Consider the following 23,813-nt stretch of genomic DNA (forward strand, 5'->3'; position numbering starts at 1 on the left):
TTCTTTTAAAATAAATTATTAGAATCTATTATTAAAGCTACTTGCCCATCTCCCAATATTGTTGCACCAGCAATTATTTTTACATTACTTAAATATTTACCTAATGGTTTTATTACTATTTCCTGCTGCCCTATAAGTTCATCAACACTACATGCAGCCAAATTGTCACCTTTTTTTATAATCACACATATAAACTCATCATTATCTTCATTAGACTCAACATCTAAAATATTGTGCAATCTTATCAATGGAATTACTTTTCCTCTGTACATGACAACTTCCTTACCCTGTACTAAATGCACTTCATTCTTATTTTTGTTTACAATTTCCGATATTGAATTTAATGGGAATGCGTACTTTTCGTTTCCAACCATCACTAACAATGCCTGAATTATAGCCAAAGTCAATGGCAATTTTATTATAAACTTTGTTCCCTTATCTTTTTCTGTTTTGACTTCTATAGAACCGTTCAAAGATTCTATTTTGTTTTTAACTACATCAAGTCCTACCCCTCTACCTGATATATCAGATATCTTGTCAGAAGTGCTGAATCCAGGTTCAAATAACAATCTTATTAATTTTTCGTTTGACAACTCATTAGCTTCCTCATCGGATAGCATACCTTTTTCATAAGCTTTCTTTTTCACCTTTTCAAAGTTAATACCAGAACCATCGTCACTTACTTCAATTATTACATTATTTCCTTCATGATACGCCTTAAGATTTATAATGCCAGTCTCTGGTTTACCCTTTCTCATTCTTAATTCAGGTGTTTCTACACCATGATCTATAGAATTTCTTATTAAATGTACTAATGGATCACCTATTTCATCTATTACAGTCCTGTCAACTTCAGTATCCTGTCCAAACATATTTAATGTGATTTTTTTATTAAGCTCTCGAGATAAATCCCTTACCATTCTTGGGAAACGGTTGAAAACTCTTTCCACTGGTACCATTCTTACCTTCATCACAGCATCATGAAGATTTGTAGTTATTCTCTCGAGATACTCAATCGTTGCAATAGTGTCAGGATTTTTTTCGCTTGATTCCAATCCTTCTAACCGTGTTTTTATTATTATTAATTCGCTTACTAAATTCATCAAATTGTCTAATCTCTCAATATCTACTCTAACGCTTTTATTTGTCTTATTATGTTTTATTTGATCATCGTTATTTGTATTAACCGTCTTTTCGAAATTCTTATTATCTTTTATTTCTTTGGAATACAATATTTCTTCGATATTTATTTCCTGTATTTCTGATATTGCAGTTAATTTTGACTTTACAAAGTCTTTATCATGTTTGCTAATCAAATGAACGGTAAATCTATCGTCAAATTTTTCATCTTCTATATCTTCTACTGAAGGCTTAGAATCTATAATATCGCCTAAATTATCCAATGTATTAAATACTATAAAAGCTCTTGCAGACTTCATCACGCAATTTTTATCAATAACTACTTCAATACTATACGTTTTATAACCTTGAGATGCTGCTTTCTCAATTATATCTTTCTCGTACAAATTCACTTCATTGCTGGTATAAGCTTTGGATTCTTCACTATTATTGGTTACGTAAATTTCCTCATTTGAATTGCCATTTTCCAACAATTTAAGCAAATTGTCAATGTCATACGCATCATCACCACTTTGAGATATTTTTCCAATCATAGAACTTAAAGCATCCATGCATTTAAACAATACATCCATTAAATTGCTGGAAACTTTCAATGAATTATTTCTAATTTCTTGAAAAACATCTTCCATCTTATGAGTTAATTTTGTCATGTTTTCAAAGCCCATTGTGGCTGCCATTCCCTTTAGGGTATGGGCGGATCTAAATATTTCATCTACAATATGTGAATCTTCAGGATTTTTTTCAAGCTGAAGAAGATTTTCATTTAAGCTCTCAATGTGTTCTTCAGATTCCTCCAAAAATATCTCTAAGTATTGATTTGTATCCATTCTATTTTCCTCCTTTTTACATTTAAAAGTTTATCTGCTGTCTTTTTAATCGTCTTTGCTCTTTAAAAATAAATGATATTATCTTTTCTCTTACTCTATCTTGTATATCGACATATTGAGCGGCTATTTCATATCCATCATCAAAATAGTTACACCTTACCACTTTACATTTTTGGACCAATTCATCAGTTTCATCACTTAGCTTAACATAACAAATTATTTCTGTCCCTACGTCTACTTTTTTCTTAACCTTTGCCCTAAAGCCACCACCACTTATATCCTTTATGACACCTTTCTCGAAAGTCTCATCATCTTCATGTAGCTTATACTTAAATTCCATTATTTTTTCTAATCTAAAAAATTGTCTTCTTTGCAACTTCTCTATATCAGTTACCCTTTTTAATTGTATAAACGACAAATTGCCGAAAAATCTATTTATGACTATTCCATCAAAAGTAAATAATCCATCCTTGTTAAAAAAGATGACATTAACTTTTGAACCAATCCTTATTGGAACAAAGTGTCCATTATGTATCGGTGTTTCCACAAGCAATGTACCATCTGCAGATACATCGTCAACTTTTGACACATATTTGTTGCTACTTTTGCCAATACTTATTTCGATCTTTTGCCCTGGCTTTATGTTAACCATTATTAATGCCTCCACCATTCAAAAACATTTTTCTAAATATTCCGAGAAGCCCTTCTTTCTTTTTATCCGTCTTATAATTTGTAAGGACTTCGGCAATTTTCGCGATATCTTTTGAAGGCTTACTATACTGATACTTTAGCACAATAGGAATTTGCATTTTTATACATTCGCTTATTTTGGCATCTTCATGTACAAAACCAAGATTAATTATTGAAGCGCCCAAAAAGTTAATAAGTGCATTGTTAAGCCTTTCATAAACAGAAACATATTCGCTTTGATTAGCAACTTTATTAACTATTAAATACAAATTTTTATCGCTTAAGTCATTAATTGTTTTAATAAGTATGTAAGCATCCATTATGGCAGTTGGCTCTGGTGTGGTTACAATTATCACATCATCTGACATATCTATAAAACTTTTTACCGTTTTATTAATTCCAGCTCCAGTATCAACAATTATATAGTCGAAGTAATTATCTAATATTTTAATATTGTTAAAAAATACATTTAGATCTATATTGCCATTTACTAAATCAAAATTTCCTCCTGTTGAAATAAATTTCACCCCAACAGGTCCATCATTTATGACATCAACGATCTTTTTGTTCCCATACAGCACATCGTACAATGTATAATTTGACACAACACCTAACTCTATCTCTGCATTAGAAAACCCTATATCAGCATCAACAATTAAAACTTTATACCCAATCTTTTTTAGCGCTATAGATAGATTAACAGAAATGCATGTTTTCCCAGTTCCTCCTTTTCCACCTGTAACGGTTATGACTCTGCATCTTTTTGCATTGTTTTGTTGAAATAGATACCTAAGCCTCTCCGCCTGATCCATGTTAATTCCCCTTTAAAATATTTTGTGCAATCATTTTACTATCAGCTAAACTAATATCATCAGGTACCATCTGACCATCTGTTACGTATGATACAGACTTTTTTGAGTAGTATATTGAATTTAAAATAACACTATAATTATCTGTCTCATCTAACTTAGTAAAAAGAAGATTGTACTCATCTATAAAGTCGTACGATTTTATAATTTTTTTAATATCGCTGTTTTTTGTAGCTGCGCTTAGGCAAAGATAAACTTCGTCATAGGTACCATACTGCAAAAAGGTTTTTAATTCCTGCATTTTCTTAGAATCAGTATGACTTCTTCCAGCAGTATCAATCAAAACCACATCGTATTTGCTTATTTCACCTTCCAATCGATTTAAATCAAAAATATTGTTAACTACCATTACAGGTACACCTAAAATCTCACCATAAATTTTTAATTGTTCTGCGCCAGCAATTCTAAATATATCCGCAGTTATTAACAATACTTTTTTCTTTTCCCTCAAAATTAGATTAGAAGCAATTTTTGCAATCGTCGTCGTTTTACCGACACCTGTAGGTCCAATAAAAACAGCACGTTTTTTCTCGTTCAAGCCGGTTATTTTCTTTGGAGGACCAATAAAATTTACAATTCTCTTTTGCAATGTCTCTAAATTGCTATCCGAAACCTCATTTATACCATCAGTCAGAATTTTCGACAATTTATCATCAACGCCTCTTGAAACAAGTTCATAGGCCAGATCTTTTTTACTTTCATCCTTTATTTCATTATGTTTAAACTCTCTTAGAAGCGACTTGATTTCATACAAATCTTTAATAAACAGATCTCTTTCATCAATTTTGTTTTCTTCTACTGCAGCTACAACTTCAACTTTTTTCTTTTTAAATAGGCCTCTCAATCCTCTTTCTTTGTAACTGCTCTGTTGCAATATTACCGCATCGCTACCCATTTCAGCTTTAATAAGTTTTAAAGCATCTTGATAATTATCTGCAATATATCGCTTAACTTTCACTTAGTTTCACCGTCCCTACAGAAAATACCTCTACATTAGGCAAAAGTTCATTGTACGATAAAACGACTATATCTTTCGAAATTTGCTCGATTAATTTTCGCAAATAGAATCGTATAATTGGTGCTGTAAGTATAATTGGCTGTTCGCCCTTAATCGTAATCTTTTTTATGATGTTATGTACAGCCTTCAATATTTTTTGCATTGAATCAGGCGGAAGCGCTAAATACGATCCATGTTCAGTCTGATTTATAGCGTTTTGTATTGACCTCTCAACCTCCGGATCCAATGTTATCACTTGGAGTTTACCGTCTTTAGCATACTTGTTTGTTATAGCTCTTTTTAATGATTGTCTTACATACTCTGTTAAAACATCGGTATCTTTCGTAGTTGGCGCATAATCAGCTAAAGTTTCCAAAATAGTTACCATATCTCTAATCGAAATTTCCTCTCTTAACAAGTTACACAAAACCTTCTCAATATCGCCTAAGCTTAGTAATTTTGGCACAATTTCTTCAACCAAAGCTGGATTTGACAGCTTTATATTATCTAAAAGCTCTTTAACCTCCTGCCTTCCTAAAAGTTCGTCTGAGTGCCTCTTTATGATATTTGTAAGATGTGTAGAAATGACAGATGGAACATCGACTACTGTACATCCCAACATTTCAGCTTTTTGTTTTTCGCTATCGTCAATCCATAAAGCAGGCAATCCAAAAGCCGGTTCTCTCGTGCTTATACCCTTTATATCGCTGCTTATTTCGCCAACTTGCATACACAAATATTTATTTACATACACATCGCCTTTCCCTACTTCGTTGCCTCTTATTTTGATTATGTACTCGTTTGGTTTAAGCTGAATATTATCTCTCAACCTTACCATAGGTACGACTAAACCTAAATCCAAAGCAATTTGCCTTCTAATCATTACAATTCTGTCTAATAATTCACTGCTGGCAATTGGAATCAACTCGTATCCAAATTCCAGTTCAATCGGATCCAATTGCAATAAATCGTAAGCTCTTTTAGGATCTCTAATTTCTTCCAATTCTTTTAAGTCATCTTTTTTAACTTCATCATTTGTTAAATTTTTCTTCCTGTTTGAAAATCCCAAATATGTAAACAATGAACCTATTATAAGCAATGGAATGGCAGGAAGCATAGGAACAAATGCCATCAGAATAAGCAAAATACCTGTCATTTGTAAAACCCTTGGCTCTTTTATAAGCTGCATTATCACATCGTTGCCCATATTGGACTCTGATGCGGTCCTTGTGACTATGATACCAGTGGCTGTCGATATTAAAAGAGCTGGAATCTGACTTACCAATCCATCACCAACAGTCAAAATCGTATAAGTATTTATGGCTTGATTTATATCCATGCCTTTAATAGTCATTCCAATGATTAATCCCGCAATTATATTTATTATCATGATTATGATTCCAACGATGGCATCTCCCTTTACAAATTTACTTGCGCCATCCATTGAACCAAAAAACTTTGCTTCTTCCTGAATTTTCTTTCTTCTTTCTTTTGCTTCTTTGTCGTTTATTATTCCAGCATTTAAATCTGCATCAATTGACATTTGTTTGCCTGGCATTGCGTCAAGAGTAAATCTTGCGGAAACTTCGGACACTCTTTCAGCACCTTTTGTTATTACAATGAATTGTACAATTGCAATTATAATAAACACTATAAATCCTACTATGGGGTTATTGCCAATGACAAAACTTCCAAATGCATGAATCACATTGCCTGCAAATCCAGACGTCAAAATCAAACGAGTAGAAGAAATATTAAGAGATAATCTCATCAAAGTCGTTATAAGCAATATTGATGGAAAAACAGAAAAATCCATAGCATCCTTAACATACATTGTCGTAAGCAGTATTATGATGGATAGCGATATATTTAAAATAAGCAAAAAATCCAATAATATAGATGGAACAGGAATGATTATTATTAAAACAATTCCTACGACAAATATTGCTGCAATTAAATCTGAAAATTTCAATATATCCCTCCTATTCTCCCCTCAAACTATATACATAAGCCAAAACCTCTGCAACTGCTTTATACAATTCAGGCGGTATGCTATCACCGATTTCCGTTGTTTTATACAAAGATTGAGCCAATGGTTTATTCTCAACAATCGCAATCGAATACTTAATTGCTTCTTCTTTTATTTTCTGAGCTATATAATCTTGTCCTTTTGCTACGACAACAGGTGCATCATTAATTTCGTTATCATACATTAAAGCTACTGCAATGTGTGTAGGGTTCGTTATGACAACATCGGCTTTTTTTATGTTTTGCATCATCCTTCTCATGGAAATCTGCCTTTGTTTCTTTCTAATTTCTGATTTTATTTGAGGATTGCCTTCAGTTTCCTTAAATTCCTCTTTGATGTCTTCTTTACTCATTCTAAGATTTGATTCATATTCTCTCCACTGATATACGTAATCTATTGCTCCTAAAACCACCAATACTAAAGAGATCCTCAACAATATGCCAGCAAATATGTTCATGTTATATTTAATAAGATCTTGCACAGACATATCTAAAAGTTGTGGAATACCCTTATACTGACCTATCAAAAATGAATACATTACGTACGCCAATATGCTAATTTTAATGATTGACTTTACAAGTTCTAATAAACTCCTTTTAGAAAACATCCTTTTTAAACCATCAAGAGGATTTAATCTTTCTAATTTAAAATTCAAAGTCTCTAAAGTAAACACAAATCCAACTTGCGCATAAGTTGATATAAGAGCTATTATAAATACCGTTGCAATGGTTGGCAAAATCAGTTTTATAAAAACAGAAAACACCATCTCAAACAACTTGTATATGCCATTAATCGTAAATACATTATCGCTGGCACCACCATAATTTAAAAAAAGGAATTTGATTAAATTCATGATTTCAGCAATGCTATTTTGCACTGTAAAATATATGACGAGAAAACCTGCTATTGTTACAAGTGCTGAAGTAACTTCTCTACTTTGAAATACTTGTCCTTTTTTCCTTGCGTCTTGCCTTCTCTTGGGTGTTGCCGGTTCTGTTTTTTCACCTGCAAAAATTTGTAGCTTCAATTCCTGTCATCCTTTGACAATTGATTTAAAAAGCGCAAATATATCTGAGTACATTCCATTAAACAAGACGTCAATAACCGCTAAATACATTGGCAGCATAATAAACAATGTAAAAATGCCAACGAATATTTTTATAGGCATACCTATCATAAATACATTTAATTGTGGTATTGTCCTTGATATTATGCTTAAAGTTATATCTGTAAGCAAAGTTGACACAACAATCGGTGCGCTTATTCTAAATCCTAAAACAAACATATCCGATACAATCTTTGTAATGACTGTATTAATGCTTTCTAAATGTAAAAATGGCGTGCCTACAGGTATCATACTATAACTTTGAAAAAGCAACTGAAAAAGCTTGTGATGACCGTCTATAAGTAAAAACAATAATAATGTAAGTATATATACAAAATTTCCAATTAAAGGCACCTGTGTTTCTTCACCAGCCGCCAAGACATTGACAATGCTAAAGCCCAATTGGTAATCTATTATTTGTCCAGCCAAATATATAGCGCTAAATGAAATCATAGAAGACAAACCAATCAATAAGCCAATCAAAAACTCATTAAAAACAATTTCAACGTATTGATATAAATTATTTGCATCAATTTTCACATTTACTAATTCAAAAATCATTATTGATGTAAAAAAAGCAAGTCCTATTTTAAACGTGGAAGGCAATGTCTTAGTCCCAAAAAGCGGTGTCAATATAAAGATTCCCAGCATTCTAACAAATACTATTAAAAAGTACTGTACATTGTTTAAAATATAATAACTTAACTCCATATTATCTACCTGATAAAACTGTTAATATTTAATATTAATTTTTGAGTATAATTAATAAGTACCGTAAGCATCCATGGACCAAACAATATAATAGATGCAAATATTGCTAAAATTTTCGGCACAAATGTCAACGTCTGCTCTTGAATTTGTGTTGTGGCCTGAAAAATACTTATTATTAATCCTACAAGCAATGATATAATTAGAAGTGGCGCAGAAACCATCATGGTCACCATTAATGCTTCTCTGCCTATATCAAGAACTAATCCCGGATCCATATATTAATCCCTCCCTTATCTAAAACCAATTACTAAAGACTTAGCCAAAATATTCCATCCATCCACCAGTATGAAAAGCAAAAGTTTAAATGGCAAGGATATAAGTACAGGTGGCAACATGAACATCCCCATTGACATCAATACACTGGCAACAACCATGTCTATGATTAAGAACGGTATGTATATGATAAATCCAATTTCAAACGCCGTTTTTAGTTCACTTATTATGAATGACGGTATGACTACTCGCAAAGGAACATCATTTACACTTTTTACTTTTAACTTTGACAAATTGATAAACAAATTTAAGTCATTTTTCCTGGTCTGCTTAAGCATAAAGTTCTTTAGTGGATCTCTTGCCTTAACATAAGCTTCTTGTGGCGTTATTTTTCCTTGCATATATGGCTGAATAGAATCTTTATTTATTTGTGAACCAACTGGTGCCATTATAAAAAACGTCAAAAACAAAGCCAGACCAATCAAAACTTGATTTGGAGGCATTTGCTGTAGACCTAAGGCATTTCTTAAAAACGACAAAACAACAATTATCCTCGTAAAAGAAGTCATCATTATAAGTATTGATGGCGCTAATGTCAATACAGTTAAAAGAAGAACTATTTGGATGCTTGATGCGACTTCATTAGAAGTCGATGGAGCATTGACCGTTATTAAAGATGAAGCATTATTTGGAGCTGCATATGCATTTTGTGTCAATAAAATTGGCAATACAAGCACCAGCCAGCTAAATTTTTTTATCTTTATCATGTTCATTACCACCCAGATTTTTAATTGACAATCTCTTTAAATTGTTTAATGAAATATTTAAACTTTGCCCAAAGTTAAAACTTTTATCTTTTATTTTTAAGTCTTTTTCGTCTAAAGTTTTTATGTAAATAATAGAATCACTTGTAGCACTAAAAAGCATGTATTCATTGCAAACTTTAATTATATACAAGTTTTTATCCTTGCCTAAAGCTAGATGATCTATAATTTCAAAATTTTCTCCTTTGTATATATTGAACGCTTTTTTATTTAAAAACAAAGTTACATAATAAGCTAAAAACACGACTAAAATAAATATCAAAAGAAATGCTACAGCTTCAATAAACAGGTTATCGCTGGACATCCAAATTCCTCATTTCAACATTTTCTTGACGGCTTCTATAACTCTATCTGGTTGAAACGGCTTTACTATAAAATCTTTTGCACCTGCCTGTATTGCTTCTATAACCATTGCTTGCTGTCCCATAGCTGAACACATGACTACTTTTGCATTCGGATCCTTTTTAACTATTTGTTTTACAGCTTGGATGCCATCCATTTCTGGCATTGTAATATCCATAAGCACTAAATCAGGTTTCTCTTGATTGTACTTTTCTACGGCTACAGATCCATCTTCTGCTTCAATCACAGTACCAAGATTGTTTTTAGTTATTATATCTTTTATCATCATCCTCATAAAAGCTGCATCATCTACAATCATTATTTTGCTCATGACCAAATCCTCCTCGTATTATAATGAATTTATTCTTTTGCTTTGTTTTACTATATCAAGTATTCTGACGCCGAAATTCTCATCTATTACTACTACTTCGCCTTTCGCAATAAATTTCCCATTGACCAATATATCTACAGGCTCGCCAGCTAATTTGTCAAGCTCAATTATAGAGCCTTCATTAAGTTCTAATATATCTTTTATTAATTTTCTTGTACGTCCCAACTCAACAGTGACAGTTAGTGGAATATCCATAATAAGATTTATATTTTCTTTTTCTGAAACTGTCTGTTCATCAGCGTCAAGCTCTTTAAAGACGACCGGCTTCACATCGACCTTTCTACTTTTTGGCTGGCTTATTTGCTCTTCATGTCTAATTTCTTCATTGAAATCATTCTTTATTCCTGCAGTACCAGTATTTATTATATCATCATCATTAACATCTTGAAAAGAACCTTTTGGAGAATTTTCTACATTTTTTGACATCACCTGTTCAACAAGCTTTTTAGCAAATGAAATAGGAATCAATTGCATGATTTCACTGTCAATTATATCTCCAACTACCATCTTAAATGCAACCTTGACTATATCTCCTTCAGGAAACGAGATGTCTCCTGGCAATCCTTTGTTAAAATCCACGATAAAAGCTTTTGGCGGCGAAATATTTATGCTTTCGCCAATGAGTGTAGACAGCGAAGTCGATGCAGAACCAATCATCTGATTCATTGCTTCTCCAATAGCACTCAAATGAAGTTCTGTTATCTCTCCTTCAGTGACATTCCCATCACCACCCATCATTAAATCAGTGATGCGAAGTACATCTTGCTCCTTTAAAATTAAAAGATTGTTACCTTTAATGCCTTCTGTATACTCTACTTCAACAGCAACGTATGGTATATTGAATTCTTTCTTTAAGCTTTCCCAGTTAACAATGCTGACTTTAGGCGTTGTTATAGTTACTTTGTTTCTGAGAAGCGTAAACAAAGTTGTTGCAGAAGTTCCAAAGCTAATATTTCCTATCTCACCTAAAACATCTTGTTCTTCTTCAGTTAGAATTACATCGCTTTTGCTATTTTCTATGCCAGACATACCGCTTAATAATGCATTAATTTCATCTTGTGATAAAATATCACTCATCCGCATCATCTCCTTCGCTGCAAATCTCAGTTATTTGAACGCAGTATTTCTTGTTTCTAATCCCTGGAACACCTAAAAACTTTGTTTCATCATTTATCTTTACTTCAATAGGATCTTTATACCGTTTATTTATCTCAATTACATCGCCTTTATCAAAGCTTAACAAATCTCTAACCGTTATCTTTGATGTGCCTATGACAACTTTTAAAGGAACATATGTATTAGATATTTTATCTTTAATTATTCCTATGTCATACGTCTGCTTTTCTGCGTTAGAGAACCATGTCTTTGTAGTAAGCAACGGCAGTATAGGAACAATCGTTATATGTGGCAGGCAAAAATTTATCAACCCTTCATTATCATTTATCTTCAAAGACATTGTACACAATGCTACAGTTTCATTAGGAGAAATTACTTGCGTAAATTGAGAATTGGTCTCTATTCTCGTTATCTCTGGGTTGAGCTCTATGACATTGCTCCATGCATCTTTTATCAGTGGCAACAATTGCGTTGTTATTCTCGTTAAAAGCCCCATCTCAATTTCAGTATAATCTCTTTGCACAGTTTCAGATGCACCAATACCACCCAATATTTTATCTATTATTGTAAATGTTGTATTATTGTTGCACTCAAGTATAATAGGTCCTTCCAGCGGCTTTGCATCAATAACGGCTATGAATACTGGATTTGTCAATGAATTGCTAAACTCATAATATGTTATCTGTTCCACAGACACTATTGATACTTGAACTAATGTCCTTAAATAACCAGATAAAAACGTCGTAAAACTTCTCGACATATTTTCAAATATCATTTGGAGAGTTCTTAATTGTTCCTTTGAAAATTTATTAGGTCTACGAAAGTCATAAGGTTTAACTTTTGCTTCCTGCTGATTTTCTTCTATCTCTTTTACATCAAATTCTCCTGAATTCATTGCTTTTAATAATTCATCGATTTCGCTTTGTGACAGTATGTCAGCCATAGAACTCTCCTCCCTTATTGAACTATGAAATCATCAAAATAAACATTCGTTATCTTATCGGCTCCTAATATTTTATTGATTTGACTCTTTATCTGATTCTGCAGCTTAGCTTGTCCTTCAGAACCTTCTAAATCTTGAGCAGTTTCATTTCTTAAAATTTGAATTATTGCATCTCTTATTTTCGGATTTTGATCGCTTAATTCTTTTAATACATTTTTATCGGTAACCTCTAACTCAATGCCAGCCTTGATAAACTTATCGTCTCCTTTTAAGTTTGTAATAAACTCGCTGCCAGGAGAATAATTATAATAAACAATTTTAGCTGGTTTTGAGTTGTAATTAAAAAAGAAAAATGCACTTCCAAAAGCTATGATAACTACTAATAAAATTATTATTATGATGTTATTTTTCATGACAACACCTCTGCTATATTTAAAAAAATGATTTTAAGCCTCTTCTAAATGCAAAAATTTAACTTGACATAATTTTGCGTTTATACTCTATGACTTTTCTTATAATATCACCTTTTTTTTCTTTCACCACAACTTTTTTTCCGCTAATCAAGCTTATAACAGTGTCCGGCGTCTCCTCAATAAATTCTATCATATCGGCATTGACGATGAATTCATCTCCATTTAGCTTTGTAACGCTTATCACTTATTAATCCCTCTTAACATACTAAAAATAAATTAAACTATCTTATTAAGTTTACTAAATCTTGCAATATTTCATCAGATGTAGTTATTACCTTTGCATTTGCTTCAAAACCTCTTTGAGTTGTAATCATGTTAGCAAATTCATTTGCAAGATCCACGTTTGACATTTCAAGTGTTCCTGGATCTATGGTACCTCTTGTCCCAGTGTTTGCAGCGCCTATCATTGGATCTCCAGAATTGACTGTATTTATAAACATTGTATTTCCTACTTTCTCTAACCCCTGGGTGTTTTGGAAATCAGCCAATGCTATTTGCCCGATCACTTGGGTTCTGCCATTTGAGTATATGCCACTTACAACACCGTACTGATCAATATTTATGCTTTCAATCGAGCCTGCAGAATTACCATCTTTGCTTAATTCTCTTATATCTGTGGGATTTGAATACATGGTAAGCTTAGAAAGATCTACAGTAATATTTGTTCCATCTCCCAATGTAGCATTTGTATTAGTTATTGGAAGTGATGATACGCCTACTGTAAATATCCCTACAGGAGAAGCTGGTGGAGCCGGCTGCTGTATTACACCACTTGAATCGAATGTAATTGTCCCTATTGTGACAGGTGTGGACAAGTTAGTGCCATCAAAATTTGTTATTGTAGCATTCCAATTTCCAGCATTGTCTTGCTTAGTAAATTGAATTGTGGCAACATGGCTTCCACCTTGTGAATCATAGATGGTAACATTATAGCTAACTGAGCTTCCGACACTTGTACCTGCATCGAGATTGCCACCTAACTGGATCGTTTTAGTAGAAGCTGGTGATGTACTTGACCAATTCTTGATGCTTATCGGCGATAAATTACCAGTATCTGTGTTTACTGTTTTCCCATCTTGGGATATCCACCCCATCACCTTGTAACCATCAGGTGTTACAAGATCGCCATTTGAGTCAAAGGAAAAATTCCCAGCTCTTGTATATAAATTTGCACCACCATTGTTCACTATAAAAAAGCCGTTGCCATCTATAGACAAATCTGTTGGATTGTCAGTTCTCTGAGAACCACCATTTGAAAACAGTGTATCAATAGATGCTATAGCGACACCTAATCCAATTTGTTGAGGGTTTGTACCACCGCCATTGTCTTGCGGTGCTGATGCTCCTTTTATTGTTTGGTTAAATATTTCTTTAAATGTCATTCTACTTGCTTTAAATCCTACAGTATTTACATTAGCAATGTTGTTGCCTATTACATCCATCTCGGCTTGATTTGCTTTAAGTCCTGAAACCGCTGAATACATCGACCTTAACATGATCTTTCCTCCTTAAAACCATTTTAATTAATCGGATACAGAAGTTACAGAATCCAATGACACATCACTTCCATTGATTTCTAAATACAAGTTGCTACCATCAAATTTCACTGAATCAACTTTCCCCGTGACAGTGGAACTGGAACCATTTGAATCTACACTTGCCGTAACCGTCTTTCCTAATAAACTATAAGCTTTAACAGCACTAAAGCTTTCATTTAAATTTTGCATTTGCTCTAATGCTGAAAATTGTGCCATTTGAGCTATAAACTCTTTGTCATCCATCGGATTTAAAGGATCTTGGTTCTCCAATTGAGTAACAAGCAATTGCAAAAATTGATCTTTGCCTAATTCAGAATTTGGATTGGTAACTTTAGTGCCATCAGTATATGTATTCATATAGCTATTATCATAATTCGTATTTATTGCCATCATATCACCTCCTTCAAACAACCACATCTACATGATCGTTGGATATGCTATTTAATCTTGAATAAGTTTGCGTTTGAAAATCCGCGTCATCATAATCTTCATAATTAATATGCACTTTGCTATTGTTAGGACTTTTATATCTTTGGCTGCTATCCTCTTGTCCACTGTACTGAGATGCAAATTGCATATTTCTATCTATTGAAACATTGAAACTATCTATTTTTATTCCCTTTGATTCAAGCTGATTATTTAATATGTTTAAATTCGCCTCAATCTGATGTTTCACTTTTTCATTATCAGTTAAAATGTTAGCAGTCAAACTTCCATCTACAGATTTTATGTTGATTTCTAAATTTCCTAAAAAATCCGGCTTAAGCTGAATTTTTATATTTGACTCTGTATCTGTTTTAGTTATATTGACGTTTTTAACAATTTGATCGATTATATCATTTATCTGTACGTTGTTTTTAGAATCTATATTACCTTCTAAAGCCGCTACTTGTTTGCTTTGAACAGCATTAAAAGCAATCAAATTGTCACTCTTTGTCTCCACTAATGTACCGTCATTTATTTGCTGAGATGTATTATCTGATTTTTTAGACAATATTTTATTACTTATTTCAAAGTTAGCATCCTTTTGAGTTCCATTTAAATTATCATTTTGACTTTGACTTTCATTTTGTGATAAATTGCCATTTTTAACTTCTACTTTTGTATCGACGACCATTTTAGAATCATATGCATTTGTACTGGATCTTGCATTTCCATTGTCATTAATGGTTGTCAACTGTTTTTGTACATCAACATCACTTGAACTCTGATTTGACTCATTCATTACATCATCTTTAGTTATGCTATTAGCATCCAACATAATAACGTCAGATTTAAGTTTAGTTAAATCAACATTTTTTAATGCATTCAAAACATCATTAGCGTCAATCTTTAAGTTGTACTTATCATTCAAAGTTTTTATAATAATTTCTACCAATTTGCTTAAATTTATTTTAGTCCCATTTTGACTTGCAATTATATTATCTAACTGATTTAATATGCTTTCTTTAAGAGATTCCAAATTATCTTGGCTTGCTGATAGATTTAAATGAAAGCTGTTATTTATTAAATTTAAAATCATTGCTATCATATCTGATATTTGTTTGTCGTCTAAAGGTGTACTTCCATCGATGCTTTTTCCATCTCTTTTGCTTGCACTATTTTTGATATTTTTGATAATGTCTTTGAAATCTGAAACTTTTTTGTTCAGCGTTTTATCATCATTTTTTACCTGCACAAAACTACTTAATATGTTCATTACCTGCACCACTCTATCATCTCCTCTCTATGGTGAACTGGAAGCATTTGCGTAAAGTATCTTGGTTATATCTGCTGCTTTCTTAGGATCCAACTGTTCAAGTATCTTAGATGCATTATCTTTATTCATGTTACTTAAAATGCCTATTAAAACATTGTTGTCCGTTATTTGATTCAATATATTAGCGGCATTTTGAGGATCCATGCTTTCATAATACGTAGCTAATGTCTTTAAATCAGTTTTTTTTGTGTTTGACTGCGCTTTTAAACTATTTATCTCATCTTGCTGTTTTTGAAGCTGTGACTGCAAATCTTCAATAGTTTTTTCTTTATCACTCAAGGCAGATTGAACGCTTTGCAATTCTTTTTGCTTTATGCTAAGCTCTTCATTTAATTTTTTTATTTCATCTGCGTGATTAGTCGTGGGTTTGACTTGAATTAAACCTTTTAACACAGGTACATTGCTTAAAATCTTCAAGGTATGATTGCTAATTCCACCGATATTAAAATAAAACAGCAAGCTAACTAATAAAACTACAAATAATGCAATGAATATACCTATAAACAATCGCAATGGCCTTCTTCCGTTTATGGACTCTTCTTTTTCCATCAATTAACCTCCTAAAGTAGACCTGGCTGTTTTGTACGATATCTGTTCATCGATCATCAAATTTTGTTCTATCAACGTTTGATACTTATACTCTTCATATTTCTTTTCTTTCAAACTTTCCAGTGCTTCCTTTTCTTTGCTAACTTCCATCAGATTTTGCCTCTCTTTTTCGATTTCTTCTTCTATCTCTTTTAGAGTGGCTTTTTGCTGGTTGTATTTCTCGTAAAGGGATTCTATGTACAAATTAAATTGTCTTAAATTCATTGCTGAAATGCCTAAAACCTTATTTTCTTCATTTTCCTTCGTCATTTTTTCTATTTTATTTAAAATTTCTATTAATTTATTTTTTTGAACTTCGTATTTTGAAATCAAAATTGCCATTTTTTCCTTTTCTATCTTTTGCTTTTGTTCCTTTATATTTAAAACTGTCTCCAAAGTGTACCTGAATTTTTTCACATTATCACCTGTTCAATATATTTTTTAGCATATTTATTTCATCGTCAAAGTCATATTTTTCATTTGTCGATTGCTTTATGTAATTTATCATGTCATCATGAAGTAGTATAGCCTCATCTATTTTAGGATTGCTGCCCTTTGCATAAGCGCCAATATTTATTAAATCTTCAGATTCTTCATAAACAGACAATATGTTTTTAAACCGCAACGATAAATTTTTATGTTCATCAGTGACAATGTCATTCATAACCCTGCTGATGCTTGATAAAACATCTATGGCAGGATATTGACCTTTATTTGCCAGCTTTCGCGATAAAACGATGTGCCCATCCAATATACCTCTTACTGCGTCTGTTATTGGCTCATTTAAATCGTCGCCATCTACTAAAACTGTATACAAAGCCGTTATTGAGCCATGTTTTGAAGAGCCGGCTCTTTCTAATAGCTTTGGAAGAACCGAAAAAACTGACGGAGTATAACCTCTTGAAACAGGTGCTTCGCCTATTGATAATCCAATCTCTCTCTGAGCCATAGCAAACCTAGTTACAGAATCCATCATAAGCAATACATCTAAGCCCTGATCCCTGAAATATTCTGCAATAGACGTAGCCGCCATAGCCCCTTTTACTCTCATCAATGCAGGAGTATCAGACGTAGACACCACCAATATAGATCTTTTTAATCCGTCTTCTCCTAAGTCCTTCTCAATAAATTCATTAACCTCCCTTCCTCTTTCACCTATTAGTGCGATAACGTTAATATCAGATTTAGCATTTCTGGCTATCATTCCAAGTAAAGTACTTTTCCCAACACCACTGCCTGCAAAGATTCCTATTCTCTGACCTTTACCACAAGTAAGCAAACCATCTATGGCTTTTATACCTAAAGTCATCACTTCACTTATTCTCTTTCTTTCAATCGGATTCGGAGGTGTATTGTTAGTACTGACTAATTTTTTGCATTTTATTGCACCTTTTCCATCAATCGGATTGCCTAAGGCATCAATAACTCTTCCCAACAATTCTTTTCCTACGCCAATTTTTAATTTTTGCCCTGTAGATACAACGCTATTACCTGGACCTATGCCATCCATATCTCCTAAAGGCATCAAATAGACTTTATCATCTTTGAATCCCATTACTTCTGCATATACAGTAGTGCCATTTATTGATCTTATTTCACAGACATCGCCAATATTAGATATTGGGCCTACGCTTTCAATTGTTAAGCCAACAACTTGGCTTACCTTGCCGTAATACTTGATAAAATTTTTGTCTTGCAATATAGCTTTGCACCTATCAACAAAATTACTATTGCTCATTTAAAACACCTTTTAATGCTTCTCTAATACTTTCTATTTGGGTTTTCAATCCACAATCAATCATCCCTGATGGCGTCTGTACAATGCAATCGTACTTATCGAGGGAAATATCCCTTACAATATTTACGTCATCAATAAAATTCAAACTTTTCAATAACTTGTCCTTGTTTTTAGTTAAAAACTCATAATCTTCGTCACTAACTCTAACAGTCACGACATTAGATGCTTCATAATTTTCTAAACCTTTCTTGACGAGATTAATCACTAAATCTTTATTTTCTTCGATATTAAGATCAATTATTTTCTTTACGCAGTAAATTACAGTTGAAACAATATCACTTTCAATCTCCTTATGAAGATTTCGCTTTTCGTCTGCAATCATTTCTTTAATCTCTCTTGCCTCAGCTAATAATCCGTAAGTTTCGCCTTTACCATCTTCAAGCCCTTTATTCAAGCCATCAACATAGCCTCTTTCATATCCTTCTTTGTACCCATCTCTCTTAGCATTTTCCTTTATCTCTTCAGCTATTTCTTTTGCCTTCTTTATAAGATTTTCTGCCTCATCTTTAGCAGTTTTAATAATTTCATTTTGGATAATGCTTATCTTCTCAAGTCTCTTTTTAAATTCCAAATATTTGAAAGAATCATCCATATCAAGTTTATTATTAGTAAGCTCATTCACTTTTTCTAAACGAGGTTTTTCAATAGTCACAGGAGCTGAATTTACACAATCCTCATTTTTAAGTATTCTATACAATTATTTCATCACCTCCACCTCTGGATATGACTATCTCGCCTGCTTCCTCTAACCTTCTTATAATATTGACAACTTTTTGTTGTGCTTCTTCAACATCTTTTAACCTTACAGGACCCATGTATTGAATATCTTCTTTAATCATATCCGCCAACCTCTTGGACATGTTGCTGTAAATAACTCTTTGTACTTCTTCATTAGAGCCTTTAAGCGCAAGGGCAATATCGTGATTGTCTACTTCTCTTAAAACCCTTTGTATAGAGCGGTTATCCAATGTTATAATATCTTCAAATACAAACATGCGTTTCTTTATTTCTTCTACAAGCTCTATATCTTTTGTCTCCAGTGTATCAATGATATTCTTCTCTGTAGATCTATCGACTGCATTTAAAATATCTACAATCGTCTGTATACCTCCTGTAGACGTGTAATCTTGAGTCACCAAAGAAGATAGTTTCTTTTCCAGTATGCGTTCAACCTCTTTCACAATCTCTGGCGATGTGGCTTCCATTTTTGCAATTCTCATTGCAACATCCGACTGTATCTCTTCAGGTAACGATGACAATATAACTCCTGCTTGTTGTGGCTTTAAATACGATAATATCATCGCTATTGTTTGAGGATGTTCATTTTGAATAAAGCTCAATATTTGAGATGGATCTGCCCGCCTTACAAAGTCAAAAGGTCTTACTTTGAGTGTGGACGTAAGCTTATTTATTATCTCTAAAGCTTGCTGAGAGCCGAGAGCTTTCTCCAAAATTTCTTTTGCATAATCGATGCCACCTTCAATTATGTACTCTTGTGCAATACACATATTATAAAAATCGTCCAGTATTTTTTCTTTCTCCTCAGGAGATATATTTCTTATATTAGCTATTTCCAATGTCAATTGCTCTATTTCTTCTTCCTTTAAATGTTTGTAAATTTGTGCTGCTGTCGAAGGTCCTAAAGCTATTAAAAGCATTGCACTCTTTTGTTTGCCTGATAATGTACTTTTCGCCAATGTAGACATCACCATCCATTCTATTCTTCATTTAGCCATGTTCTAATCAGTTGAGCTACTATGTCTGGTTTTTGCTTAATAAATTTCTCAATTTGCTTTTTCTTTTCGTCTCTCTCATCATGTACTTCTATATCCTCTAAAGGCTCAACCATAGATATGGCTTCTTCTGATTTTGCAGAAGGCACAGCAAGTTTGCTTCTCTTTTTCATAGCATAGAAGACACCTCCAGCTAAAACCAATGCACCTAATATGATGAGCCATACGTATGGGAATGACTGTTTCCCATTATTTTTCATTTGATTCAATAAATCGTTGTTAAATTTTATTCCCATAACCGAGACAGATACGTTCTTACCTCCAGCGGCATTTGAAACAAGATCTGTAAGCTGCTGTTTCATAGCTGGAGTCAAGTTACTGTTGTTTACAACTACGCTTAAAGATATATTTTGTATTTTACCTTGTGCTGAAGTTAACGTAGTCTTTATCTGATTTATCTCATAATTTATAGTAGTATCAGTCTTGCTATAACTTGAATTTCCATTATTTTGAGTGGTGTATGTAGTGCTGCCTGGTGGATTGTTTGTCGCAGTACCGGCTGGTGCTCCATTGCTAGAACCATTAGCTATCTCTTTTATTGTCTGTGTGCTTCTTATAATCCCATTGTTGTCAATAACTGGCTGCCATTCTACTTTGTCCTGCACCTGCTTATCAAAATTCAAGTTTACACTGGCCCTCACTATGACATTTCCTGGCCCAAAAACTTGTTCTAAAAGGGACTGAATATTATTTTGCAAATCATTTTGTACTTTCATTTGAAGGGCGTACTGAGAACTTGCTCCATCAAGTGAACTGTCATTTTGAGCTACCAACACTTTGCCATTTCCATCAATAATCGTAACTTTGTCAGGACTTAATCCTTGAACGCTTTTAGATACGAAATTTGTTATTCCGTTTATCTGTTGATTTGTCAATGTAACGCCAGGTTTTAATTGCAGCATAACTGCTGCTGTCGAAGAATTGTCGCTATTAGACAGCACAAAATTGCTCTGATCTGGTACGACTATATTCACTTTCGCGTCTTGTACCCCATCTATTGTCTTCAACGTATTCTGTATTTCATTTTGAACAAAATATATGTACTTCTCTCTTCTCTCTTGATCCGTAGTAGCTAATGAATTATTCATTGCATCGCTAAAGCTAAAACCATCTTGTGGTATTCCTTCTGTTGCAAGTTGCATTCTCGCCTCATCTTTGTACTGAGCAGGCACTAATATTGTGCTGCCATCTCCTTCAATTTTATATGGTATTTTCAATTCGTTTTTCAATTTGTCGACTACAGTACCTGCATCTTTTGTGCTTAAACCAGAATACAAAACCTCGTAATTAGGCCTATTTAAGATGTACAGAAGCAGTGCAATGCTTCCTATTAATAATAATGCGATAATACCTATTTGAATTTTTTGCTTTTTATCAAACTTATTCCAAAAATTGTCTATCTGCTCACGTATGTTATTTATAAAAACGGGCATTAATTCACCTCATCTCAAAGCATTTTAAACTGGCATTCTCATTATCTCCTGGTAGGCATCAAGTATCTTATTTTTAATCTGAATAGTAAGCTCCAACGCTATATCGGCTTTGGTAGCATCAATCATCACATTGTGTATATCATTGATGTCACCTGTTACTAACATTTGATCATCCTGCTGCGCTTTAAGTTGCAAATTATTCACATCTGAAATAGCTGTTTTTAAAATATCTCCAAAAGAAGAAGTGTTACTTGTTGCATTTGAAGTACCAACACTACCAACAGCACTTATCTGGGAAATAGGATTTATCATAATCAATCACCTAAGCCTTTCCAATTTCTAATGCTTTTTCTATCATGGATTTGGTTGAATTAACTGCAGTCACATTCGCTTCATATGCCCTTGTAGCAGAGATCATATCAACCATTTCAGAAACGATGTTTACATTAGGATAATTAACGTATCCAGTGCTATCTGCATCAGGATTGCCAGGATCATACACACGGTTAAAAGGCGTCTTGTTGTCTTCCTCGATAGATACGACTTCAACACCATTTCCGACTGTTGATGAACCTTTTGCAGCATTTAACATATCGCTAAAGCTACTTTGATTGTCAATTTCTTTTAAAACCACAAGCTTTCTTCTGTAAGGACCACCATTAGACGTCCTCGTTGTATCAACATTTGCGATATTTTGAGAGATGACATCCATTCTAAGCCTCTCAGCCGTAAGGCCTGTAGCGCTTATATCAATAGAATTTAAAAATCCCACGGTCAATTACCTCCATCTTTTATCGCTGTAAGCAGAGAATTCAATTCACCACTGACTCTTTGAGCTAATGCATCATAATAAAGTTGATTTTTAGCAAGATTCGACATTTCTACATCAATATCAACATTATTGCCATCTAATCTCATAGATGTACTATTATCCTGAACAATTTGCGGTTCAATATTGTCTATGGATGTCGAATTAATTGGTATATGATTTTTATCAGTAACAAAACCAGTTAATTTATTAGAGTTTATAGCATCATTTAAAATGCTTTCAAAATTTACATCAGATCTTTTAAAACCTGGAGTATCCACATTGGCTATATTATTCGATATGACTTCATTTCTAAGCTCTGAAGCATCTAAGGCTTTACTCATAAGATCTACTGTATTAAAATTAATTCCCAGCATCTATATTCCTCCATTTCAATAATAGTTTTATTCGACACAAAATTGCATTTTCCTTCAAAAAATATTCAAAAAATAGATTATTTAGCATAAAAGTCGTGTTATAAATAAGCAAAGAAATATATGTCAGTATTTATCAAATTTTGTCAAAATATATTATATCACTGGATGATTTTAAAGACCATAAGAAAAAAGTCCTAAATTTACTTAGGACTTTTTTCGCATTATCTTTTTAATTTTTTAAGCTCATCTATAAGTTTATCATTCAGAATTTTTATGTGGGTTCCTTTCATCCCTAACGATCTGGACTCAATAACACCAGCACTTTCGAACTTTCTCAAAGCATTAACAATTACAGACCTTGTTATCCCGACTTTATCAGCTATCTTGCTGGCTACAAGCAAACCTTCATTTCCATCCAACTCTTCAAATATATGAATCACAGCTTCTAATTCTGAATAAGATAATGTGGCCAAAGCCATCTGTACTACTGTGCGTTTCCTTTCATCTTCCTCCATTTCGTAGTTCTTAGATCTTAGTATTTCTAATCCTATGACTGTAGCACCGTATTCAGCTAAAATAATATCATCATCAGTAAATTTATCTCCTACTCTTAAAAGCATTAAAGTGCCCAGCCTATTTCCTCCGCCAAAAACAGGGACTATAGTTTCAAAAGCATCGTCTTTTTTTATAAGCATGGCTTTGCTTTCTTTAGTCAAGTTTATAGACGTTTCTGTTATCTTTAAAAGTTCATCATTAAAATCTTCTGAAAACTGCATCCCTTTGACTACCGATTCATCTATATCTCCCACAAATTTTTCTATATTTTTCCCTAAGAGCTTGCCTCTTCTGCTTACTATAAAGACATCGCAGTTGATAACATCCTTCAGTATCTCAGACAATTCATTAAAATCAACTGGTTGAACACCTGTTTTTTGAAGTACCTTATTTACTTTTCTAATTTTCTCTAATAGTATCCCCATTATTATCCT

Annotated in this window: 28 protein-coding genes; all 28 read right to left on the reverse strand. The window is 33.1% G+C overall.

All coding sequences use genetic code 11. The features are described from left to right. Positions 1-5 precede the first annotated feature (5 nt). The 28 genes from THEXY_RS06700 to codY all read right to left on the reverse strand — a co-directional run bounded on the left by THEXY_RS06700 (position 6) and on the right by codY (position 23,804). Positions 6-1,967, reverse strand: a complete 1,962-nt coding sequence (locus tag THEXY_RS06700) for a chemotaxis protein CheA (RefSeq protein ID WP_013788083.1) — start codon at positions 1,965-1,967, stop codon at positions 6-8. A 22-nt stretch (positions 1,968-1,989) separates the two neighbouring features. Then, positions 1,990-2,619: a flagellar brake protein gene (locus THEXY_RS06705; protein ID WP_013788084.1), complete on the reverse strand. Its 630-nt coding sequence runs from the start codon at positions 2,617-2,619 to the stop codon at positions 1,990-1,992. Then, on the reverse strand, positions 2,612-3,469 hold the full coding sequence (locus THEXY_RS06710) for a MinD/ParA family ATP-binding protein (RefSeq protein WP_013788085.1): 858 nt from the start codon (positions 3,467-3,469) through the stop codon (positions 2,612-2,614). The genes THEXY_RS06705 and THEXY_RS06710 overlap by 8 nt, the downstream gene beginning before the upstream one ends. 1 nt (position 3,470) lies before the next feature. Further along, entirely contained in the window at positions 3,471-4,484 is a 1,014-nt protein-coding gene (locus THEXY_RS06715; protein ID WP_013788086.1) for a flagellar biosynthesis protein FlhF, read from the reverse strand. Further along, the gene (gene flhA, locus THEXY_RS06720) at positions 4,474-6,495 is read right to left on the reverse strand and encodes a flagellar biosynthesis protein FlhA (RefSeq protein ID WP_013788087.1); all 2,022 of its coding nucleotides are present in this window, start codon (positions 6,493-6,495) and stop codon (positions 4,474-4,476) included. Before flhA ends, THEXY_RS06715 begins: the two co-directional genes overlap by 11 nt. Before the next feature lie 10 nt (positions 6,496-6,505). After that, positions 6,506-7,579: a flagellar biosynthesis protein FlhB gene (gene flhB / locus THEXY_RS12545; RefSeq protein WP_013788088.1), complete on the reverse strand. Its 1,074-nt coding sequence runs from the start codon at positions 7,577-7,579 to the stop codon at positions 6,506-6,508. A 6-nt stretch (positions 7,580-7,585) separates the two neighbouring features. Next, on the reverse strand, positions 7,586-8,368 hold the full coding sequence (gene fliR, locus THEXY_RS12550) for a flagellar biosynthetic protein FliR (RefSeq protein ID WP_013788089.1): 783 nt from the start codon (positions 8,366-8,368) through the stop codon (positions 7,586-7,588). Between the two features lie 5 nt (positions 8,369-8,373). Then, positions 8,374-8,643, reverse strand: coding sequence for a flagellar biosynthesis protein FliQ (gene fliQ / locus THEXY_RS06735; protein WP_013788090.1), 270 nt, complete (start codon positions 8,641-8,643; stop codon positions 8,374-8,376). A gap of 15 nt (positions 8,644-8,658) precedes the next feature. After that, positions 8,659-9,408 carry a flagellar type III secretion system pore protein FliP gene (gene fliP, locus THEXY_RS06740; protein WP_013788091.1) on the reverse strand — a complete coding sequence of 250 codons (750 nt, stop codon included), beginning with the start codon at positions 9,406-9,408 and terminating at the stop codon, positions 8,659-8,661. Further along, positions 9,386-9,769, reverse strand: coding sequence for a flagellar biosynthetic protein FliO (locus tag THEXY_RS06745; RefSeq protein WP_013788092.1), 384 nt, complete (start codon positions 9,767-9,769; stop codon positions 9,386-9,388). The genes fliP and THEXY_RS06745 overlap by 23 nt, the downstream gene beginning before the upstream one ends. A 9-nt stretch (positions 9,770-9,778) precedes the next feature. After that, positions 9,779-10,138, reverse strand: a complete 360-nt coding sequence (locus tag THEXY_RS06750; RefSeq protein WP_013788093.1) for a response regulator — start codon at positions 10,136-10,138, stop codon at positions 9,779-9,781. Positions 10,139-10,156: 18 nt separating this feature from the next. After that, complete coding sequence (fliY, locus tag THEXY_RS06755) at positions 10,157-11,275, reverse strand: flagellar motor switch phosphatase FliY (RefSeq protein WP_013788094.1); 1,119 nt, start codon at positions 11,273-11,275, stop codon at positions 10,157-10,159. Beyond that, positions 11,268-12,257: a flagellar motor switch protein FliM gene (gene fliM, locus THEXY_RS06760; protein WP_013788095.1), complete on the reverse strand. Its 990-nt coding sequence runs from the start codon at positions 12,255-12,257 to the stop codon at positions 11,268-11,270. Before fliM ends, fliY begins: the two co-directional genes overlap by 8 nt. A gap of 14 nt (positions 12,258-12,271) precedes the next feature. Beyond that, positions 12,272-12,670 carry a flagellar basal body-associated FliL family protein gene (locus THEXY_RS06765; protein ID WP_013788096.1) on the reverse strand — a complete coding sequence of 133 codons (399 nt, stop codon included), beginning with the start codon at positions 12,668-12,670 and terminating at the stop codon, positions 12,272-12,274. 58 nt (positions 12,671-12,728) lie between these two features. Then, positions 12,729-12,914, reverse strand: coding sequence for a flagellar FlbD family protein (locus tag THEXY_RS06770; RefSeq protein ID WP_013788097.1), 186 nt, complete (start codon positions 12,912-12,914; stop codon positions 12,729-12,731). Between the two features lie 37 nt (positions 12,915-12,951). Then, complete coding sequence (locus tag THEXY_RS06775) at positions 12,952-14,226, reverse strand: flagellar hook protein FlgE (RefSeq protein WP_013788098.1); 1,275 nt, start codon at positions 14,224-14,226, stop codon at positions 12,952-12,954. A 27-nt stretch (positions 14,227-14,253) separates the two neighbouring features. Continuing rightward, positions 14,254-14,658, reverse strand: a complete 405-nt coding sequence (gene flgD, locus THEXY_RS06780) for a flagellar hook assembly protein FlgD (RefSeq protein ID WP_013788099.1) — start codon at positions 14,656-14,658, stop codon at positions 14,254-14,256. A gap of 13 nt (positions 14,659-14,671) precedes the next feature. Further along, positions 14,672-15,979, reverse strand: coding sequence for a flagellar hook-length control protein FliK (locus tag THEXY_RS06785; RefSeq protein WP_013788100.1), 1,308 nt, complete (start codon positions 15,977-15,979; stop codon positions 14,672-14,674). A 15-nt stretch (positions 15,980-15,994) separates the two neighbouring features. After that, positions 15,995-16,576, reverse strand: coding sequence for a MotE family protein (locus THEXY_RS06790; RefSeq protein WP_013788101.1), 582 nt, complete (start codon positions 16,574-16,576; stop codon positions 15,995-15,997). 3 nt (positions 16,577-16,579) lie between these two features. Further along, positions 16,580-17,032: a flagellar export protein FliJ gene (gene fliJ / locus THEXY_RS06795; RefSeq protein WP_013788102.1), complete on the reverse strand. Its 453-nt coding sequence runs from the start codon at positions 17,030-17,032 to the stop codon at positions 16,580-16,582. Positions 17,033-17,036: 4 nt separating this feature from the next. Beyond that, positions 17,037-18,353 (reverse strand): flagellar protein export ATPase FliI, encoded by a 1,317-nt coding sequence (gene fliI / locus THEXY_RS06800; RefSeq protein ID WP_013788103.1) that lies wholly within the window; start codon positions 18,351-18,353, stop codon positions 17,037-17,039. Next, a complete protein-coding gene (locus THEXY_RS06805; RefSeq protein ID WP_013788104.1) occupies positions 18,343-19,110 on the reverse strand; it encodes a FliH/SctL family protein in 768 nt (255 codons plus the stop codon). The genes fliI and THEXY_RS06805 overlap by 11 nt, the downstream gene beginning before the upstream one ends. Further along, the gene (gene fliG, locus THEXY_RS06810; protein WP_013788105.1) at positions 19,103-20,119 is read right to left on the reverse strand and encodes a flagellar motor switch protein FliG; all 1,017 of its coding nucleotides are present in this window, start codon (positions 20,117-20,119) and stop codon (positions 19,103-19,105) included. Before fliG ends, THEXY_RS06805 begins: the two co-directional genes overlap by 8 nt. Positions 20,120-20,130: 11 nt before the next feature. Continuing rightward, complete coding sequence (gene fliF, locus THEXY_RS06815; protein ID WP_013788106.1) at positions 20,131-21,639, reverse strand: flagellar basal-body MS-ring/collar protein FliF; 1,509 nt, start codon at positions 21,637-21,639, stop codon at positions 20,131-20,133. A gap of 24 nt (positions 21,640-21,663) precedes the next feature. Further along, positions 21,664-21,951: a flagellar hook-basal body complex protein FliE gene (gene fliE, locus THEXY_RS06820; RefSeq protein WP_013788107.1), complete on the reverse strand. Its 288-nt coding sequence runs from the start codon at positions 21,949-21,951 to the stop codon at positions 21,664-21,666. Positions 21,952-21,961: 10 nt separating this feature from the next. Next, entirely contained in the window at positions 21,962-22,411 is a 450-nt protein-coding gene (gene flgC, locus THEXY_RS06825; RefSeq protein ID WP_013788108.1) for a flagellar basal body rod protein FlgC, read from the reverse strand. A gap of 2 nt (positions 22,412-22,413) precedes the next feature. Continuing rightward, a complete protein-coding gene (gene flgB / locus THEXY_RS06830; protein WP_013788109.1) occupies positions 22,414-22,824 on the reverse strand; it encodes a flagellar basal body rod protein FlgB in 411 nt (136 codons plus the stop codon). Between the two features lie 221 nt (positions 22,825-23,045). Continuing rightward, on the reverse strand, positions 23,046-23,804 hold the full coding sequence (gene codY / locus THEXY_RS06835; protein ID WP_013788110.1) for a GTP-sensing pleiotropic transcriptional regulator CodY: 759 nt from the start codon (positions 23,802-23,804) through the stop codon (positions 23,046-23,048). Positions 23,805-23,813: the final 9 nt, after the last annotated feature.

The organism is Thermoanaerobacterium xylanolyticum LX-11, assembly GCF_000189775.2.
Lineage (GTDB): Bacteria > Bacillota > Thermoanaerobacteria > Thermoanaerobacterales > Thermoanaerobacteraceae > Thermoanaerobacterium > Thermoanaerobacterium thermosulfurigenes.

Coding starts and splice junctions, on each gene's coding strand:
- THEXY_RS06700 (WP_013788083.1), bottom strand. CDS start 1,967: ATGGATACAAATCAATACTTAGAGATATTTTTGGAGGAATCTGAAGAA.
- THEXY_RS06705 (WP_013788084.1), bottom strand. CDS start 2,619: ATGGTTAACATAAAGCCAGGGCAAAAGATCGAAATAAGTATTGGCAAA.
- THEXY_RS06710 (WP_013788085.1), bottom strand. CDS start 3,469: ATGGATCAGGCGGAGAGGCTTAGGTATCTATTTCAACAAAACAATGCA.
- fliR (WP_013788089.1), bottom strand. CDS start 8,368: ATGGAGTTAAGTTATTATATTTTAAACAATGTACAGTACTTTTTAATA.
- fliQ (WP_013788090.1), bottom strand. CDS start 8,643: ATGGATCCGGGATTAGTTCTTGATATAGGCAGAGAAGCATTAATGGTG.
- fliP (WP_013788091.1), bottom strand. CDS start 9,408: ATGATAAAGATAAAAAAATTTAGCTGGCTGGTGCTTGTATTGCCAATT.
- THEXY_RS06745 (WP_013788092.1), bottom strand. CDS start 9,769: ATGTCCAGCGATAACCTGTTTATTGAAGCTGTAGCATTTCTTTTGATA.
- THEXY_RS06750 (WP_013788093.1), bottom strand. CDS start 10,138: ATGAGCAAAATAATGATTGTAGATGATGCAGCTTTTATGAGGATGATG.
- fliY (WP_013788094.1), bottom strand. CDS start 11,275: ATGAGTGATATTTTATCACAAGATGAAATTAATGCATTATTAAGCGGT.
- fliM (WP_013788095.1), bottom strand. CDS start 12,257: ATGGCTGACATACTGTCACAAAGCGAAATCGATGAATTATTAAAAGCA.
- THEXY_RS06765 (WP_013788096.1), bottom strand. CDS start 12,670: ATGAAAAATAACATCATAATAATAATTTTATTAGTAGTTATCATAGCT.
- THEXY_RS06775 (WP_013788098.1), bottom strand. CDS start 14,226: ATGTTAAGGTCGATGTATTCAGCGGTTTCAGGACTTAAAGCAAATCAA.
- flgD (WP_013788099.1), bottom strand. CDS start 14,658: ATGGCAATAAATACGAATTATGATAATAGCTATATGAATACATATACT.
- THEXY_RS06790 (WP_013788101.1), bottom strand. CDS start 16,576: ATGGAAAAAGAAGAGTCCATAAACGGAAGAAGGCCATTGCGATTGTTT.
- fliI (WP_013788103.1), bottom strand. CDS start 18,353: ATGAGCAATAGTAATTTTGTTGATAGGTGCAAAGCTATATTGCAAGAC.
- fliG (WP_013788105.1), bottom strand. CDS start 20,119: ATGTCTACATTGGCGAAAAGTACATTATCAGGCAAACAAAAGAGTGCA.
- fliF (WP_013788106.1), bottom strand. CDS start 21,639: ATGCCCGTTTTTATAAATAACATACGTGAGCAGATAGACAATTTTTGG.
- fliE (WP_013788107.1), bottom strand. CDS start 21,951: ATGATAAATCCTATTTCCCAGATAAGTGCTGTTGGTAGTGTTGGTACT.
- flgB (WP_013788109.1), bottom strand. CDS start 22,824: ATGCTGGGAATTAATTTTAATACAGTAGATCTTATGAGTAAAGCCTTA.
- codY (WP_013788110.1), bottom strand. CDS start 23,804: ATGGGGATACTATTAGAGAAAATTAGAAAAGTAAATAAGGTACTTCAA.